At 39.2% G+C, this 17,023-nt stretch carries 16 protein-coding genes and 2 tRNA genes; 6 read left to right on the forward strand and 12 right to left on the reverse strand.

All coding sequences use genetic code 11. The features are described from left to right. Positions 1-31 precede the first annotated feature (31 nt). Entirely contained in the window at positions 32-1,729 is a 1,698-nt protein-coding gene (sfcA, locus tag SOI81_RS16645; protein WP_320541009.1) for an NAD-dependent malic enzyme, read from the reverse strand. Between the two features lie 494 nt (positions 1,730-2,223). Here sfcA and argS point away from each other — a divergent pair, with 494 nt between their 5' ends. Together argS and SOI81_RS16655 are read left to right on the forward strand one after the other, a co-directional pair. Further along, the gene (argS, locus tag SOI81_RS16650; RefSeq protein WP_239976403.1) at positions 2,224-4,014 is read left to right on the forward strand and encodes an arginine--tRNA ligase; all 1,791 of its coding nucleotides are present in this window, start codon (positions 2,224-2,226) and stop codon (positions 4,012-4,014) included. Between the two features lie 154 nt (positions 4,015-4,168). Continuing rightward, a complete protein-coding gene (locus tag SOI81_RS16655) occupies positions 4,169-4,783 on the forward strand; it encodes an SPOR domain-containing protein (RefSeq protein ID WP_239976404.1) in 615 nt (204 codons plus the stop codon). Between the two features lie 40 nt (positions 4,784-4,823). Here SOI81_RS16655 and SOI81_RS16660 read toward each other — a convergent pair whose 3' ends face one another. The 4 genes from SOI81_RS16660 to guaA all read right to left on the reverse strand — a co-directional run bounded on the left by SOI81_RS16660 (position 4,824) and on the right by guaA (position 8,741). Beyond that, positions 4,824-5,492, reverse strand: coding sequence for a glutathione S-transferase (locus tag SOI81_RS16660; protein WP_239976405.1), 669 nt, complete (start codon positions 5,490-5,492; stop codon positions 4,824-4,826). A 112-nt stretch (positions 5,493-5,604) separates the two neighbouring features. After that, entirely contained in the window at positions 5,605-6,012 is a 408-nt protein-coding gene (locus SOI81_RS16665) for an OsmC family protein (RefSeq protein ID WP_016142512.1), read from the reverse strand. Continuing rightward, positions 6,009-6,956, reverse strand: coding sequence for a pirin family protein (locus SOI81_RS16670; protein ID WP_239976406.1), 948 nt, complete (start codon positions 6,954-6,956; stop codon positions 6,009-6,011). Before SOI81_RS16670 ends, SOI81_RS16665 begins: the two co-directional genes overlap by 4 nt. 216 nt (positions 6,957-7,172) lie before the next feature. Next, positions 7,173-8,741, reverse strand: coding sequence for a glutamine-hydrolyzing GMP synthase (gene guaA / locus SOI81_RS16675; RefSeq protein ID WP_016142514.1), 1,569 nt, complete (start codon positions 8,739-8,741; stop codon positions 7,173-7,175). Positions 8,742-9,126: 385 nt separating this feature from the next. Here guaA and SOI81_RS16680 point away from each other — a divergent pair, with 385 nt between their 5' ends. Beyond that, positions 9,127-10,344 carry a DUF445 domain-containing protein gene (locus SOI81_RS16680; protein WP_171067955.1) on the forward strand — a complete coding sequence of 406 codons (1,218 nt, stop codon included), beginning with the start codon at positions 9,127-9,129 and terminating at the stop codon, positions 10,342-10,344. A 64-nt stretch (positions 10,345-10,408) separates the two neighbouring features. On the opposite strand, the gene SOI81_RS16685 is transcribed toward SOI81_RS16680, so the two are convergent. After that, complete coding sequence (locus SOI81_RS16685; RefSeq protein WP_016142516.1) at positions 10,409-10,846, reverse strand: DoxX family protein; 438 nt, start codon at positions 10,844-10,846, stop codon at positions 10,409-10,411. A gap of 194 nt (positions 10,847-11,040) precedes the next feature. Here SOI81_RS16685 and dedA point away from each other — a divergent pair, with 194 nt between their 5' ends. Beyond that, positions 11,041-11,682, forward strand: coding sequence for a DedA family protein (gene dedA / locus SOI81_RS16690; RefSeq protein WP_016142517.1), 642 nt, complete (start codon positions 11,041-11,043; stop codon positions 11,680-11,682). A 7-nt stretch (positions 11,683-11,689) separates the two neighbouring features. Here the strand turns inward: dedA and SOI81_RS16695 are convergent, their stop codons facing one another. The 5 genes from SOI81_RS16695 to bolA all read right to left on the reverse strand — a co-directional run bounded on the left by SOI81_RS16695 (position 11,690) and on the right by bolA (position 14,523). Beyond that, complete coding sequence (locus tag SOI81_RS16695) at positions 11,690-12,280, reverse strand: LysE family translocator (RefSeq protein WP_239969565.1); 591 nt, start codon at positions 12,278-12,280, stop codon at positions 11,690-11,692. 214 nt (positions 12,281-12,494) lie between these two features. Then, entirely contained in the window at positions 12,495-12,881 is a 387-nt protein-coding gene (locus tag SOI81_RS16700) for a hypothetical protein (RefSeq protein ID WP_016142519.1), read from the reverse strand. A gap of 10 nt (positions 12,882-12,891) precedes the next feature. After that, entirely contained in the window at positions 12,892-13,734 is an 843-nt protein-coding gene (locus SOI81_RS16705) for a ParA family protein (protein WP_009387679.1), read from the reverse strand. A gap of 76 nt (positions 13,735-13,810) precedes the next feature. Continuing rightward, a complete protein-coding gene (locus SOI81_RS16710) occupies positions 13,811-14,203 on the reverse strand; it encodes a SirB2 family protein (RefSeq protein WP_320541010.1) in 393 nt (130 codons plus the stop codon). A gap of 11 nt (positions 14,204-14,214) precedes the next feature. Next, entirely contained in the window at positions 14,215-14,523 is a 309-nt protein-coding gene (bolA, locus tag SOI81_RS16715) for a BolA family protein (protein WP_016142521.1), read from the reverse strand. A 230-nt stretch (positions 14,524-14,753) separates the two neighbouring features. Between bolA and SOI81_RS16720 the strand changes: the two genes are divergently transcribed. Together SOI81_RS16720 and SOI81_RS16725 are read left to right on the forward strand one after the other, a co-directional pair. Continuing rightward, positions 14,754-14,829: transfer RNA gene (locus SOI81_RS16720), tRNA-Gly, on the forward strand. A gap of 45 nt (positions 14,830-14,874) precedes the next feature. Continuing rightward, positions 14,875-14,950 (forward strand) — tRNA-Gly (locus SOI81_RS16725). Between the two features lie 177 nt (positions 14,951-15,127). On the opposite strand, the gene SOI81_RS16730 is transcribed toward SOI81_RS16725, so the two are convergent. Further along, positions 15,128-16,981: an alpha/beta fold hydrolase gene (locus SOI81_RS16730; RefSeq protein ID WP_239976408.1), complete on the reverse strand. Its 1,854-nt coding sequence runs from the start codon at positions 16,979-16,981 to the stop codon at positions 15,128-15,130. Positions 16,982-17,023 lie beyond the last annotated feature (42 nt).

Here is a 17,023-nt window from a genome sequence, read left to right on the forward strand (position 1 = left end):
AGCTTAAGCTCCTCTTTTTACATTTTCATTCTTAGAAAGGAATACGCTTATATTTGCGATATTCAGGTTTCCAGAATGATTGATCGATTTTTTGTTGTAGCAAATCATCACTAATCGTTACGGCCACTCCATCTACCATGGCAGCTTTCGCAACTTCAAATGCAATCACTTTAGAGACTTGCTGAATTTCACCTAAAGGTGGTAATAGATCAGCTTGTGGATCTTTCAGTAATGGTGAGCAATTCGCTAAAGCACTACTTGAAGCCATTAACATATTTTCAGTAACCCGTTTAGCACCTGATGCCACCACACCTAAACCAATGCCTGGGAAAATGTACGAGTTATTACACTGAGAAATATTATAAAGTTTGCCGTGATGATTAACAGGAGCAAACGGGCTACCTGTTGCAATTAATGCTCTACCTTCAGTCCACTCCACAATATCAGCCGGTACTGCTTCAACACGAGAAGTTGGATTAGACAATGGCATGACAATTGGGCGCTCACAATTCGCCGCCATGGTCTTGATAATCTCCTCTGTAAACAGACCCGGTTGACCAGAAACCCCAATTAACACTGTAGGCTTAGCGTTTTTAACAACATCAAGTAGTGAAATCACTTCTTCAATATTGCCCCACTGATCAACCACCTCAGCTTTTTGCGCTAACTTACGTTGGAAATCTAATAGGTTTGGCTGATTTTCGGTAATCAAACCAAAGCGATCCACCATGTAAACGCGTGCACGTGCTTCAGCGTCCGTCAAACCTTCAGCAACCATTTGCGCAACAATTTGCTCTGCAATACCGCATCCAGCAGAGCCCGCGCCTAAGAAAGCAATTGTTTGATCTTTTAACTGTTTGCCCGCTGCACGGCTCGCAGCAATCAAACTACCTACAGATACCGCCGCTGTTCCTTGAATATCGTCATTAAAACAACAAATCTTGTCGCGATATTTTTCTAAAAGTGGCATCGCATTTTTTTGTGCGAAATCTTCAAACTGAATTAATGCTTTTGGCCAACGACGCTTTACAGCTTCAATCACCATATCGACAAATGCGTAATATTCATCACCACTAATACGTGGCTGGCGCCAACCCATATAGATCGGATCATTTAACAATTGTGGATTATTCGTCCCTACATCAATTGTGATTGGCAATGTGTACGCTGGACTAATTCCACCACAAGCGGTGTAGAGTGAAAGTTTCCCAATAGGGATACCCATGCCACCAATACCTTGATCACCGAGACCTAAGATACGTTCACCATCAGTAATGACGATCACTTTTACATTATTTTTATTTACGTTTTGCAAAATATCATCAATCACATCACGATCTGGATATGAAATAAAAACACCACGATGACGACGATAGATATCAGAGAAGCGTTGACATGCCTCACCCACGGTTGGGGTATAAATAATCGGCATCATTTCTTCAAGATGATTTTCGATTAAATGATAGAACAAGGTTTCATTGGTATCTTGGATATTACGCAGATAGATGTGACGGTTAATATCGTCAGTAAAAGCGCAATACTGCTGATAAGAGCGCTGGCTCTGCTCTTCAATAGTTTCAATAATATGGGGGAGTAAACCGTGTAAGTTAAAGTTACTTCTTTCTTCTTCAGTGAAAGCCGAACCTTTATTTAAAAGGGGTAACTCTAAAAGTGTAAAACCTGCATATGGAATATAAAGGGGATGTTTACTTGGGTGTCCTGATATCATTGCCTATCTCATTTTCCAGCTTAGAGTAGAGAAAAACACGTTTTGTATGGTCTCTAAAACTCTTTGTGTGTATAAGCTTAAGCCTAATTCGTTCAAAATAGATATTTTAAACCATGATGTCAAAATTAAACACTATTTAGTTAAAACATGTTTAAAAATAACCGATAAAAATCAATATCTTATTATTTTCATATTTTTAAAAATTTCTTTTATTTACTCATTTTTAAAAGCCATAATTATATGATTTATTAGTGAAAGGTATTTCCACAGGAAATAATCTTAAATTTAACACGTATTTTATAAATCAAAACTACCCAAAAGGTTTGTAATTCTTAATTTTCAGAATAATAAAGCTATTCATCAGCCAACATTCATTTAAAAAATAATCATCAGTAATTTGTATAAAGAATTATTGGAATATTAAATCCCCTCCCCTAAGTCATCGGAAATTTGCTATATTTAACGTTTTTCTGCGACATCTATTTTCGATTGATATGAATACGGCAATACAAGCAGCTCTCGACCATGCAGTGCAAACTCTTCAACAAGAAGGGGTGCTTCCTTCCGACTGGAAAAACACAAGCAACTTAACACGCACCAAAGACCGAAGCCATGGCGACTTTGCTTCTAATATTGCCATGATCGGTTCGAAAGCTGCTGGTATGAAACCACGTGATTTAGCTGAGAAAGTTCTAGCTGCATTACCAGAAGTGGCCGATATCAGTAAAGCTGAAATAGCAGGTCCCGGATTTATTAACTTCTTTTTAAATGCAGACCAGCGCTTTGCTATTCTTGACCAAATTCAGGCACAAAAAGAAATTTTTGGTCGTAGCCAAGCAAATGCAGCGAAAAAGATCCAAGTTGAATTTGTTTCTGCAAACCCAACGTCTAGTCTACATGTAGGTCATGGACGTGGTGCGGCATATGGTATGACTGTTGCTAATTTACTTGAAGCAACGGGTGCTAAAGTTGACCGTGAGTACTACGTGAATGATGCTGGCCGTCAAATGGACATTTTGGCGACTTCTACTTATTTACGTTATTTGGAATTACTTGGGCAGAACCTTGTATTCCCTAAAAATGCATATCAAGGCGATTACGTTAAAGAAATCGCACAAGGCATTATTGATAAAGATGGCGATGCTTACATTCGTGAAGTTGCGAATGTTTATAAAGATGTACCAGAAGATGTGCAATATGCTGAAGAGCTAGATAGCGAAGGCAACAAAGTTGTGTTATCTGGTGATAAAGAAAAGCATATTGATGGCCTTATTGCCAACTCACAACAATTGTTAGGTGAAGGCTACCGCGTATTCCACCAAGCAGCGCTTCATGCCATTTTAGATGATATTAAAGATGACCTTGCGGACTTTGGTGTAACATTCAATCAATGGTTTAGTGAAGCATCTCTTAGCGCGAAAATTGATGAAGCTTTAGAAACCCTAGATCAACGTGGCTTCCTTTATGAAAAAGATGGCAACATCTGGTTTAAATCGACTGAATTTGGCGATGAAAAAGACCGTGTTGTTAAGCGTCGTAACGGCCAAACCACTTACTTTGCATCTGACATTGCATACCACTTAAATAAATTACAACGTGGTTATACTGACCTTATCGATATTTGGGGTTCTGACCACCATGGCTATATTTCTCGCGTAAAAGCGGCAATTGATGCAATGGGTTATGACTCTAAAAAACTAACTGTACTTTTAGTTCAGTTCGTAAGTTTATGGCGTGGCGGCGAGATGGTTCAAATGTCATCTCGTTCAGGTCAGTTTGTGACTTTACGCGACTTACGTAAAGAAGTTGGCAATGACGCAGCTCGTTTCTACTATGTGATGCGTAAGAGTGAACAACACATTGACTTTGACCTCGACCTTGCTGTTTCACAAAGTAAAGACAATGCTGTGTACTATATTCAATATGCACATGCACGTATTTGCCGTATGTTAGAAAAAGCAGCAAGCACAGGCTTACAATTTGATGTGAATACTGCTCGCCCACATGCAGCACGCTTATCTCTTGATGCAGAAACCGAGATTCTTGCTAAACTGGCAGCTTACCCAGATGCGGTAGTACGTGCTGCAAATGCATATGAACCTCATCAGGTTGGTAACTACTTAAAAGAGTTAGCTGCACTGTTCCACGGTTGGTACAATGAACATAAAGTATTAAGCGATGATGCAGAGCTTACACAAGCCCGTTTATTACTTTCAATCAATGTACAACAAGTGTTGCGTAATGGTTTAGAATTACTTGGTGTATCTGCACCAGAATCTATGTAATAAATATATTGCATGACATCGAAACAAAGGTCATGCAATATAGTAAGCGGTGGTTTGTACAGTTAAACTATCAGTACAAACCCCTGTTTTAGCATCGTAAGACGAGAATCAAACTCGAATTAAAAAACAATCAAAATACAGAGGAATAATCCACGTGTTTGGCAAAACGCAACGCGGTGTATCTGAAAGACCTAATAAGCCTAAAAAGCCCCTAATTCCCAAATGGTTAGGGACACTTGTCGCTATTTTGGCGGTCTTATGTATCGCTGTAATGCTTATGCTTTGGAAACCTTGGCAACCTGTTCCTGCGAAAAATCAGATTACCTCTGAACATTATCAAGAAGAAGATACCAATAAAGACTATCGTTTCTACGATCTATTACCTCAGCAACAGGTTACTCCTATTCCTGAACAAGCAATCCCTGAAAGTAAAAATCAAGGCACTGCTATGATTGTTGAGGCACCAAGTACAACTCAACCCGCTGCTTCTGAAAGTGCAGGAATTGACCCTAATCAATCAGCTACTATTCCTCAGCAACCTACTTATATTTTACAAGTTCGTAGTTATAACGATCCTGATCAGGCTGATGCCCGCCGTGCAGAAATCATTTTAAATGGCTTATCTGCTGACGTAGTTAAAAGTACTGAAAATGGCCAAACATGGTATCGTGTTATTTCTGGACCTTATGATACTCAAGAAGCTGCATTGGCTGCTCAGCAGACCTTACAACATAGTGGTATTGACTCCATAGTGATCAAACGTAAGTAAAATGAAAATAAAAAAGGAACAAATATTTGTTCCTTTTCTTTTAAATATCAACACAATTCCTTTCACTAGAACCAATCCCCTTTTGTTTCGCTTTTTGAAATGCGGGTCTTTGCTGAATACGATGTAAAAAAGCTTGAATATGAGGGTATTTACCCTGTAAGCGGGATTGTAAAGCCTCCAAAGGAAAGCTCATTTGAATATCAGCAAATGAAAAATCACCTGCGAAATATTCGTGCTCAGCCAAATAGTTTTCTAAAAAACTAATATGATCTTTCATACGAGGGCGAACAAAATTTGCCTTTACACCTTCTGTGATTTTTTTAGCTACCGGTTGAATTAACCATGGCACATGCTTGTTTACACTATTCATGACCAAAGTCATCACCAATAACGGCATTAGTGAACCTTCTGCATAATGCATCCAGTAAATATACTGCTGTAAATCTTGAGGTTTTGTAGGTTTAAATTGTTGTTTCTGATCATAATGCTGCTGCAGATATTCCAATATTACAGCAGATTCTGCGATGACTTGCTCATCATCAGTCAAAATTGGAGCTTTGCCTAATGGGTGAATACATTTCAATGTTTCTGGAGCAGAGTAGTTAGGTAAGCGTTGATAATAATGAATATCATAATTTAAACCTAACTCTTCTAAAGCCCATAAAATTCGAAACGATCGCGAACATTCCAGGTGGTGCACACTAATCATGTTAATGCCTGCTTTTATTTTTCTTTTTACATAAAAAACAGCATGTGAACATGCTGTTTTATTCCATTTGTGGGATGGATATAAAATCATCCACCTCAACAAAATAGCATTTTTACGCTGTAACAAGCACAGTATGAATGTCTAAACTACGTAACAAAGTTTTAGTGACTGGGGTTTTACCACACACCAACAAGATTTTTTGTTGAAGTTCTTCATCGGGTAAGTCTTTAAAAACAATACGACGTTCAATATGTTCCTCATGCTCTCTATTGGTATGAAAATCGATTTCAACCGAAAATTCACCAAAATCATAACCCTTATGCTTTGCATACATTCTTAAAGTAATGAGCGTACAAGCGGCCAAACTTCCAGTGAGTAAATCATACGGCGCTGGACCTTGATCTTGTCCTTCCAACTTCTCTGGCTCATCACAAAAATATTGATGGCGACCACTCGTGATTTCACCCTTCCATTGTCCAGCAAGGGGCTTTGCTTTACTGCTTGCGATTACTGCTGTCATTTTGATGCTCTCATTTGATCTGGAAGAACAGGTGCTTCTAAACGCGCACCTACATAATCTGGAATTTCACCAAAACGTGCATCATGGTTAATCCATTGCTCACGCGCTTCTTTTAAATCATCCATTGTACGTGCAACAAAGTTCCACCATAGCAAAATTGGAGTTTCAAACGGTTCACCGCCAATCAAAAGAATACGATTGCCTTTTTTTACTTCGATCTCGATTTCACTAAGACCAGTATCTAAGACCACCATGTTGTCAGCAGTTAACTCGTGGCCATTCACATGGGCAACACCTTCGAGCGCCATAAAACCGTATTCATAATTAGGGTTTAGTGGAATACGAGTTTTTGTATCTTGGGTAGCAATTAAATCGACACCAACTAACGGCGTATGTACCACAACTGGAGAAGTCGTTGCTAAATACTCACCTACAAGCACAGTAAATTCTAGACCATCTTTTTCAACTACAGGGAGTTCAGGGTAATGTTCAAATTTCGGATCCATATTGCGCTTATCATCCGGTAAGGCAATCCAGAGCTGCGCAGCGTGCATTTGAGTTTCTGTATCAGGCGCAACTTCTGTATGTGAAATCCCGTGTCCCGCTGTCATTAAGTTAACTTGCTTAGGACGAATGAGTTGTTTTGAGCCTAAGCTATCGGTATGCATCATGGTGCCCTCGATCATCCACGTGAAGGTTTGCAAACCAATATGGGGATGAGGGCCAACATCTAAACCATCGCCTGCTGGAAAAGTTACTGGACCCGCATGATCTAAGAAACACCACGCACCAATCATTCGTTTTTGGCGGCTAGGTAAAGCCCGCTTAATGACTGTCCCCTGTCCAATTTCAGCAGAGCGAATTGGAAATTCTTGAATAAATTGATTGGCAAATTTCTCGCAATCCTTTGAATCAGAAATATCGTAATCATTATTATTGCTCATGATATTACTCTCTTTTACCTATGCTTTTGCAATGAGTTGTTCTAATGATCTTAACAATACACTCATTATTCAATATAGTCTTTTAGTAATACACAGGGTGTTATGAATGAAACAATCAAAGTTTTTAATTACAGAAAATTAATTTTCATCTTTAAAAGATAAGTAATAAAAAAGGACGCTAATGCGTCCTTTTCTTTACCAACAAACAGAGAAAAATTATTCCCACTCAATTGTTGCTGGTGGTTTAGATGACACATCGTATACAACACGCGATACATCTTTAATTTCATTCATAATACGCGTTGAGATTTTATCAACCAATTCATATGGTAAATGTGCGAAACGAGCTGTCATAAAGTCAACTGTTTCAACTGCACGAAGTGCAATCACCCATGCGTAACGACGGCCATCACCTACCACACCAACTGACTTAACCGGTTGGAATACGGCAAATGCTTGAGCAGTTTTATCATACCAACCACTGTCGCGAAGCTCTTGCATGAAGATGTCATCAGCAAGACGAAGAATATCTGCATATTCTTTTTTCACTTCACCCAGAATACGAACGCCTAAACCAGGGCCCGGGAATGGATGACGGTAAATCATGCTGTGTGGCAAGCCAAGTGTAGTACCTAATTTACGTACTTCATCTTTGAACAAGTCACGTAATGGCTCTACCAATTCAAATTCTAAATCGTCTGGTAAACCGCCCACGTTGTGGTGAGATTTAATAACGTGTGCTTTACCTTGTTTGCTTGCAGCAGATTCGATTACGTCTGGGTAAATCGTACCTTGCGCCAAGAATTTCACGCCATCAAGTTTACGTGCTTCTTCAGCAAAAACTTCAATGAACTCACGACCAATAATTTTACGTTTTTTCTCTGGATCAACTTCGCCGGCCAATGCAGTTAAGAAACGTTGTTCAGCATCTGCACGAATAACACGGATACCCATGTTTTCAGCAAACATCTGCATCACTTGGTCACCTTCGTTTAAACGAAGTAAACCGTTGTCAACGAATACACATGTTAACTGGTCGCCAATTGCTTTATGTAAAAGCGCAGCAACAACAGATGAGTCAACACCGCCAGAAAGACCTAAAAGAACTTTTTCATCACCGATTTGTTCACGTAATTGCTCTACGCGTAAATCAATGATGTGTTCAGGTGTCCAAAGACCACCGCATCCACAAATTTTATGAACGAAGTTTGCAAGTAACTCTTCACCTTTTGCCGTGTGCGTTACTTCTGGGTGGAATTGCACGCCATAGAAACGACGTGCTTCATCACTTACAGCAGCAACTGGACAACTTGGTGTGCTTGCAGTAATGCTAAAGCCTTCTGGAATCTGGCTAACTTTATCACCATGACTCATCCAAACATGAAGTTGGTTTTCACGGTCTTGTAAGTTACCAATCAGTTGGTCGCGTTTAACGATATCAACTTCAGCATAACCAAACTCATGCACAGTACCTGGCTCAACTTTACCGCCTAACTGTTCAGACATGGTTTGCAAACCATAGCAAATACCCAATACTGGAACGCCTAGCTCAAACACCACTTGTGGTGCACGAGGGCTGCCTTCTTCATGCACACTCTCAGGTCCACCTGACAAAATAATGCCATTTGGCTTAAAAGCGCGAATGTCTTCTTCAGACATATCAAAAGCATACATTTCAGAGTAAACACCAGCTTCACGCACACGACGTGCAATGAGCTGACTATATTGAGAGCCGAAATCCAAAATCAGGATACGATCTTCAGTAATTTGAGTATTGGTAGTCATGACAAACCACTAAATGGCAAAAGAATTAAGCGCGCCATTTTAACATTTTTCATGCTTCGGCGCACCGCAAATCATCATATATCTTATTTTTTTCATATCAGAATCATTTCTAAAATTGGATTGTTTGATATAAATTAAAATTTACTTATATTTATCAAATATCTGGAGTAGACTTAAAAACTCCCCGTGTATTGATAAATTCATCACATTCTATGCAACATCACCATGAATTTGATGATAAGATTACCCGATAAAACAGGCATTACCATGGAAAGGTAAATACCATAAGCGATATTTGTCTGTGCTTAAACAATTATCCATTTTTATGGCTTGTTGCCCCCTATCAAAATCAATAGAAATCTAAGGAACAACAATGCTTCAAACTATGATTGCAGATTTCCAGCAACATTTTTGGTTGTATATCTCTATTCCTTTTATGAGTGGTTTAATTGGCTATATCACCAAAGTGATTGCTATCCAGATGATGTTTTCGCCACTTGAATTTAAAGGTATTAAACCATTTTTGGGTTGGCAAGGTATTGTGCCTCGCAAAGCAGAGAAGATGGCAACTATTGCTGTTGAACTCATGACAGCCAAGCTCATTAAACCAGAAGAAATTTTTGCACGCCTAGATCCTAAACGTATTGCCAAAGAAATAGAAAAACCACTACTTGCAGCAGCTGAAGATATTACCCGCGACGTCGCTCAAGAATATCAGCCCGGTTTATGGGAAGGCATGCCAGAATTTGCTCGCCAAAGGCTTATTCGTCGCGTGCAATCCAAAGCACCGGAGATTGTTGAACACATCATGAGTGAAGTACAGCGTGATGTGAACCGATATTTTGATATTAAAAACCTAGTTATCAGCAACTTACTTAAAGATAAACGCCTACTCAACAATATTTTTAAACGTGTAGGCAAACAAGAATTTAAATTTTTCAGTAATGTTGGTTTTGTATTTGGTTTCGGTATTGGTGTGATTCAGATGTTGTGCTGGATTGTCACTCAAGGAAAGTATCCTTGGATGCTGCCAATGTTTGGTGGCTTTGTTGGTTTTTTCAGTGACTGGATTGCACTGCAAATGATGTTTAGACCGCTCTATCCTAAAAAGATCTTGGGTTACACATGGCAAGGGCTGTTTATTAAACGTCAAAATGAAGTTGCAGCTGACTATGCAGCTTTAATTTCCAAACAGCTTTTAACTTCACGTCATATGATGGAAGAGCTATTTTCCGGTACACATTCTGCGCGTGTTATTGATCTGGTTAACCGCCATGTCAAACAAGAAATTGATATGCAAGCTGGGGTGATTCGCCCGTTAGTTGTATATGCAATTGGTGGAGAAAAATATCAGAATATGAAATCGCAAGTTGCTGAGCGTATTATGCAACAGCTTCCAGAGACGATGAAATATGTAGAGTCTTATGCAGAAGATGCTATGAATATTCGTAGCACACTTATTGAACGTATGCAGAAATTAACACCTTCAGAGTTTGAAGGGATGTTACGTCCTGCATTTAAAGAAGATGAGTGGGCCTTAATTGCTGTCGGTGCAGTGCTTGGTTTCGTGGTTGGGGAATTGCAAATCCAATTTATGCTCTAATTTTAAAAATAAAGAAATAAAAAACCGGATGAATTGCTCATCCGGTTTTATTTTGTCTTACATCTTATTTTTCAATTGCATGATCTAAACTAATACGACCAGCACCATGAAGCATCAAAAAGAATAAACCGCCTGCCATAGCTAAGTTTTTCATAAAATGAATGCCATTGTTATATTGCGCCGCTGCATCAGCCCCACCTTGGTGAAACAAGAATGCTGTTAAAATACTGAAGATACCAAGTCCAAAAGCTGCAAAGCGTGCTTGGAAACCAAACAATAAGGCTAAACCACCACCAAACTCAACCAAGATAACTAATGGGAGAATTCCACCTGGAACACCCATGGCTTCCATATATCCTGCAGTTGCTGCATAACCAGTAATTTTCCCCCAACCAGCAACAATGAAGATATAAGCGATAAGAAGACGCGCAACAAGGCTAATAAAACTATCTGCGCCTGATTGCGTTACGATATTTTTGACCACTACATTTGGATTAAACATTTTGCCACCTTTATTTAAATGCTTATTTATTGATGAGCTCATTCTAGGTATAGGACATTGATAATTAAATACTCAAAATCCATATATATCGTTGCACAAACAGGATGATCAATTTGTATATTTTTGATGTTTTATACTGACTTTCTATAGGCTCACTGCTAGGATTTGAGCACGGTTTACCACTTAAACATCTCATGGAACTTCTTGATTTTATTCTACACGTTGATCAGCATCTCGCCGAGTTTATTACAAATTACGGGACGTGGATTTATGGCATTTTATTTTTAATTATCTTTGTCGAAACCGGTTTAGTGGTCATGCCGTTTTTACCGGGCGATAGTTTGTTATTCGCAGCCGGTGCTTTAGCAGCCTCTACTGGTGCGATGGATCCATGGTTGTTAGGGACTCTACTCTTCATTGCTGCGGTTTTAGGCGATACGGTGAACTACCATATTGGGCGTTTTATCGGTCCGCGTGTGTTTGAAATGAATTCCAGATTTATTAATAAGCAACATTTAATTAAAACTCAAGAATTCTTTGCTCGCCATGGTGGCAAGACAATCATTTTTGCTCGTTTCGTTCCATTTGCCCGTACCTTTGCACCTTTTGTTGCTGGTGCCGGCAGCATGAACTATAAGTTTTTCTTAACTTATAATGTGATCGGAGCATTTTGTTGGGTCGCTTCTTTTGTGACGTTAGGCTATTTATTTGGAAATATGCCAATCGTTAAAGATAACTTCACCCATCTTATTTTTGGCATCATTATTATTAGTGTTTTACCGGGTATCATCGGCTTTATTCGTGAAAAACTAAAAAACCGGAAAGCCAACGTTTAAGATTGATTTAGAAGAAACGGAATACCACCGGAAGCATACATAAAATGAGTAACATAGCCGATCCTTTATATAAATGATCGGCTTTTATTTTTTGCATTGAACCTGTCAATAGAGCACGTCCAAAAATCATCCAGAAACTCGCCGCAGGAATAAGAGTTAAAGTAAAAGCGGCAAAAACCATAAGAAAATTTTCAGGCGAATTCCATGTTTCAGCTGGGAAAATACCTGCAGCAAATAGTAAAGATTTCGGATTTCTCAAAGTTGAGAAGAATAATTGACGTGGGCGAATGTTACGGTGAGTTTGACTAAATTGTTGTAAATGGTTGGTTTTCCATAAACGAAATGCCATCCAGAACACATAGATCACACTTGTAATATGCAAAATGAGCAGTAGCGCAGGCCAAACTGGAGCTGCCAAATGAATGAATACAGCCCAAAAGCTAATACCATAGGCATAGCCTAACCATTCCATTGGAATAAGCCAAAATGCTTTAGTTAAACCTTGAGAATGAGCAGCGGTTGCAAGTAAAGCATTTGTCGGCCCCGGAATGAGCAAAACAGCCAACATTGCCAATACAAAAAACCAACTCTCAATCATAAAGTTTCCATAATATCCAAGATGGGGCCACCTTAAACGAAACAGGCAAAATATAGCAAGTTTATGAAGCTTTTTGATTACAGAAAACGTAGGTTTTTAGAAGCTTAAAAATGTATAACTGATTTATTTATATTGATTTTATTATGAAACATTTTGCTAAACTTTATTCATCACAATATGCTTTTATTAGCATATTGTGATGTCAAATTGGCTATTAATTCGTCTTTTTCCGAACAATAATTGGACAATTCTTGAACTGAGCAGCCTGAACAATCGCTTCTTGTTGGCCTAAAACACGTGAAAGTTCGGTGTTTTTTGTTGAAGAAGATTGCCCCATATTTACAGAAATAGAAGGCCCGAATCCCCAACCGCCTCGTCCCCAACCACCCCCGAGTCCGAGACCAACACCCATACCAGTACTTTTAGGCGTTTGCACCCCATTGTCGATATATTGCTGAATACGGTTATATTCACTTTGTAACTGTGGGCAGCTCAAAGATTGATATTGTGTCGGAGATACATAAGTCGGTTTTACCGTTGTAGCACATGCGCCAAGGAGTAAAGTGGCTGCCACCAAAGGCGCAATATATAAGCCTTTCATCATTTTTCTCTTATCGTTTTGGCTCAATCTCACCAAATAATGTCTCATAAGCCTGAGTCAATTTATGTTCTGGTGCCAAATGGGCCAAAGGTAAATTTTTCTGATGCGATTCTTTCATTAAAATCGAAGGCGGTAACATGCTATTGAGCACAGGCAACCCTTCATCTTTTAACTGCTGAACCACTTCCCGAGGTAATTTTGCTTGGGATTGGAATTGATTCACCACAATTCCCTCAATTTCCAAGCGATCATTATGATCATCTTGCGTTTCGAGAACATTTTCAATCAATGTTTGTAACGCACGCTTTGAAAAAACATCACAATCGAAAGGAATGAGTACCTTATCTGCCGCAATGAGTGCAGACAAAGTAAAGAAGTTAAATGCTGGTGGCGTGTCTATATAGATACGGTCATATCGTCCAACTAAGTTTTGGATCGAATCACGTAATTTATAAATTTTATGTTTACTTTCAAGTGCATGCTCAAGCGCACCAAGTGTAGGGCTAGCTGGAAGCACGTCTAATTTTGCAAAAGGAGTTGAATGTACAAAACTGTCGAGATCTTTATTTCGTGGGGCTTTTAAAATTGAACCTAGCGCATTACCGATTAGACCTTTTTGTTGATTGTTCCCCAACACATCTTCAAAAAAGTTTTCGATATTCGGTTCTAAAATTGATTTTTCAGCAGAATAGGTCGCTTCATCGCCTAAGAGATACTGACTAGAGTTGGCTTGAGGATCAAGGTCAATCACCAATGTCCTTAAACCATGTTTGGCGCTAATTGCAGCCAAATTTACAGTAATACTTGATTTCCCTACACCGCCTTTTTGGTTAAACACCACACGAGTTAACATTTTTCCCTCTGCATATTTTTTTACTATATGCAGTTTAACCTAGAGCTTAATCAAAAAGGCAAAGAATGTAGAACAATTAAGCGAAAACAGGTTTCACAATCACTAAAATAATAATAGCAATAAATGCAATCGCACTAATGATCAAACCTGCACGGCGCTGTGCCAATAAAAGAGTGTCATCTTTTTTAAAGGCTTTCATGAGAGAAGATAACAGCACTAAAAATAAAATAATTTTAGCGTAAAACCATGGCTGTACTTGAAAGTCCTTCATGACCAATAAAATTGCACCCGTAATAAAAACTACGGTAAACGACAAATGTTGTAAGGCAATTAATACTTTACGCCCTGCTGGATTGGGCTGTTCGCCTTGCACACCTATAAACAGTGTAGAAGCGCGCAAAACAAACACCATAAGTGCGGCAGCTACCGCAGTCATATGAATAATTTTAGTGAGTAAATGTACATCCATGGAATTAACCCTTAGTTTTTAGGTGCATGTGCACATTCTGGGCTAGCAGGTGCTTGACCTTGCCATTCACTTGGCAAGTAGGCATGAATTGCTAAAGCATGAATTTGGCCGGGATTCATTAAGTCTGAAGCTAAGGCATAAACCTTCTGATGACGTTGAACCAAACGTAACCCATTAAATTCATCGCTCACTATAATCACTTTAAAATGAGATTCTTTACCGGGAAAATAACCCCCATGCCCTGCGGACTCATTGATGACTTCTAAATGGCTAGGGGCAAGGTTTTGTAACCGTTCAATCAACTGTTGTTCAAGGCTCATAGCTTTTCCTTTTACGATTATTCGTATATTTGAACCTAGTATACCCTGTCTACACATAAACAAAAGTTGCTCTTGTATGCTTTGGCTCCAAACAAAATGTCTATTTATTCGGCAACTTAACAATAAAAATATCCCTAAATACTCATTTCTGTTTTTATTTTATGCAATCAGCATAATTATTTGCATAAAGTTGTTGACCCATGTTTCGCTTAATGTATTATAAGCGGCACGCGGGAATAGCTCAGTTGGTAGAGCATAACCTTGCCAAGGTTGGGGTCGCGAGTTCGAGTCTCGTTTCCCGCTCCAAATTGGTTTTTTTTGAGAAAGTTTTCGTAAAAACTGCTTATATATGCGGGAATAGCTCAGTTGGTAGAGCATAACCTTGCCAAGGTTGGGGTCGCGAGTTCGAGTCTCGTTTCCCGCTCCAAATTTAAAAAGCCCTAGTCGAAAGACTGGGGCTTTTTTCTTTTCATTGATTCATAATTTCTTTACGGTCTATCTATTTACATGATCCATTGTAGGGAAATAGCTCCAGACCAAATGAAATTTCGTAGTATCCTTAAAATGAAATAAATATAAATCTAGACTTGGGCACGATCAGACATTAGGAAGCGGTAGTGCTGTTGTATTTCATCAGAACAGGTGCCAGATAGTCAGAAACCGCATCTACATGTGTAATATGTGGATTATGGCCTGCGCCAGCGATAGTATGTATAGGGATATCTGAGCTTATTGTGGTAACAATTGGATCTTTATCTCCCACAATGATTTCAACTTTAGAACTAAGTTCGTTTAACAAAGTTGTCTGAGTTGCTCGCTGCTGCGGCAAACTAATACGGTACATATACTCACTAATATGTTTGGCTACCGACACTCGACGTAATGAATCCATCGCATATCTCACTGACGGATTTTGTTGTCCATCTGGATGTAGGTCTTTAGCAATCATATCTTTTGGCACAAAACGGAAAATCAGATTAGATATGGCTTGTATCTGAAACATTTTAGCGGCCTGTGCTTGAACAAAATAAGGCGATATGAGGATAAGACGTGCAACTTTATCTGGATATTTCTTTGTAAGATTCAACGCAAAAAGACATCCTAACGAGTGTGCAATAACAACACTATTTGGCGCTAAAAGCTTTGCAGCGGCATCAATAAATTGATGGTTGTTGTCTTCAATCATCTCATAACTGCCTGAACGCCCAAGTCCCGGCAGGTCCATCATAGCGACCTGTTCGTATGTGATTTTATTTATGATTGGAGACCAGCATGCACTATCAAATGGAATCCCATGTAAAAATAATGCAGAAGATTTTTCCGAAACAACTGTTTGTTTAGTATAGATTTCTTTCCAATATTGGTTTTGATAGCTGAAATGACTAGGTGTTGGTACTTGCATATGACCAAAGCGTGTAAGCACCAAACGATCAATCCAACGAGAAAAATAAGGAGTGATATTGATCAGGTCCGCAATACCCATTTTCGCTGCTATCGCCTCTGCCCCAGCAACATGATAGTGCTCGGTAGAAATGAAAGAGAGTTGCTCTTTAGAACCACCAAGCAACACTTCTGGCAATCTCTCTAATAGACCTTTGGGTACTTGTAAATGTGGTGTGCTGACTCCCAAATGCTCGGCAGCTAGGTGAACGAGACGATGAAATTTCGGCGTCGCAGGATCAAGTAACATATACTCCTGAGCAATAGTCTCAGGATAAGACATCGTTCGGATCAGAAAGCTCACGATATACTGCATATTGCATAGTGGCAGGAATGTGTCACGACCACCTGGCAATGCCAGCAGACGCCCCTGATAGAGCTTATCAATCATGTCAGCAATACCGATATATTGCATATCGCCATAATTATAAAAGCCATCAATGACTGTGGCTGGATTTATTGCAGTCCATGGCACATTTAAACGATTACAGGCCACAATGAAAGCTTGATATCCCAAAATTTTTGAAGCTTCATAGCCACCATGTTTGCAATACAACTCATCAGCCGACTCTTGTGGCGGAGCAGCTACACGATACCCACCAATCCAGATAAATCGCTCAAGCTGTGTTAATGTTGCAGCCCATTCAATCAAAGCAAGCCCTGACTTAACATTCGTACGCTCAGCTTCAGCTTTGCTAATGCCCCAATTAAATGATGCAGCCAGATGATAAATCACATGGATCTTTGTTTGAGTATCCGTTAGTAGAGAGTCCAACTTAAAGTCATGACTTAAATCATACTCAACAAAAGAAATAGATGGATCAGTCAGCCCTTGTGTTGCAATGAAACCTAATAGCTTTTCTTTCTTAGTTACCGCATTGCGCAGTGCAGCAATCACCTGATGACCTTCACGCAGAAGCTCAACGATTAATCTACTACCAATAAAACCCGCTGCACCTGTTACTAATATGGTCTTCCGTGAAAAATTATCTTTTTTTGCGTTATTTAAATTATCCATAAATCACCTTATTAGGGACTATAACAAGGGGGGCTTGATATT

Source organism: Acinetobacter pittii (assembly GCF_034067285.1).
In the GTDB taxonomy this organism is placed as follows: Bacteria; Pseudomonadota; Gammaproteobacteria; order Pseudomonadales; family Moraxellaceae; genus Acinetobacter; species Acinetobacter pittii_E.

Bases quoted from the DNA above. Each gene is read 5' to 3' on its own strand.
- sfcA (WP_320541009.1), bottom strand. From the start codon at position 1,729: ATGATATCAGGACACCCAAGTAAACATCCCCTTTATATTCCATATGCA.
- argS (WP_239976403.1), top strand. From the start codon at position 2,224: ATGAATACGGCAATACAAGCAGCTCTCGACCATGCAGTGCAAACTCTT.
- SOI81_RS16660 (WP_239976405.1), bottom strand. From the start codon at position 5,492: ATGATTAGTGTGCACCACCTGGAATGTTCGCGATCGTTTCGAATTTTA.
- SOI81_RS16665 (WP_016142512.1), bottom strand. From the start codon at position 6,012: ATGACAGCAGTAATCGCAAGCAGTAAAGCAAAGCCCCTTGCTGGACAA.
- SOI81_RS16670 (WP_239976406.1), bottom strand. From the start codon at position 6,956: ATGAGCAATAATAATGATTACGATATTTCTGATTCAAAGGATTGCGAG.
- guaA (WP_016142514.1), bottom strand. From the start codon at position 8,741: ATGACTACCAATACTCAAATTACTGAAGATCGTATCCTGATTTTGGAT.
- SOI81_RS16680 (WP_171067955.1), top strand. From the start codon at position 9,127: ATGATTGCAGATTTCCAGCAACATTTTTGGTTGTATATCTCTATTCCT.
- SOI81_RS16685 (WP_016142516.1), bottom strand. From the start codon at position 10,846: ATGTTTAATCCAAATGTAGTGGTCAAAAATATCGTAACGCAATCAGGC.
- dedA (WP_016142517.1), top strand. From the start codon at position 11,041: ATGGAACTTCTTGATTTTATTCTACACGTTGATCAGCATCTCGCCGAG.
- SOI81_RS16695 (WP_239969565.1), bottom strand. From the start codon at position 12,280: ATGATTGAGAGTTGGTTTTTTGTATTGGCAATGTTGGCTGTTTTGCTC.
- SOI81_RS16700 (WP_016142519.1), bottom strand. From the start codon at position 12,881: ATGAAAGGCTTATATATTGCGCCTTTGGTGGCAGCCACTTTACTCCTT.
- SOI81_RS16705 (WP_009387679.1), bottom strand. From the start codon at position 13,734: ATGTTAACTCGTGTGGTGTTTAACCAAAAAGGCGGTGTAGGGAAATCA.
- SOI81_RS16710 (WP_320541010.1), bottom strand. From the start codon at position 14,203: ATGGATGTACATTTACTCACTAAAATTATTCATATGACTGCGGTAGCT.
- bolA (WP_016142521.1), bottom strand. From the start codon at position 14,523: ATGAGCCTTGAACAACAGTTGATTGAACGGTTACAAAACCTTGCCCCT.
- SOI81_RS16730 (WP_239976408.1), bottom strand. From the start codon at position 16,981: ATGGATAATTTAAATAACGCAAAAAAAGATAATTTTTCACGGAAGACC.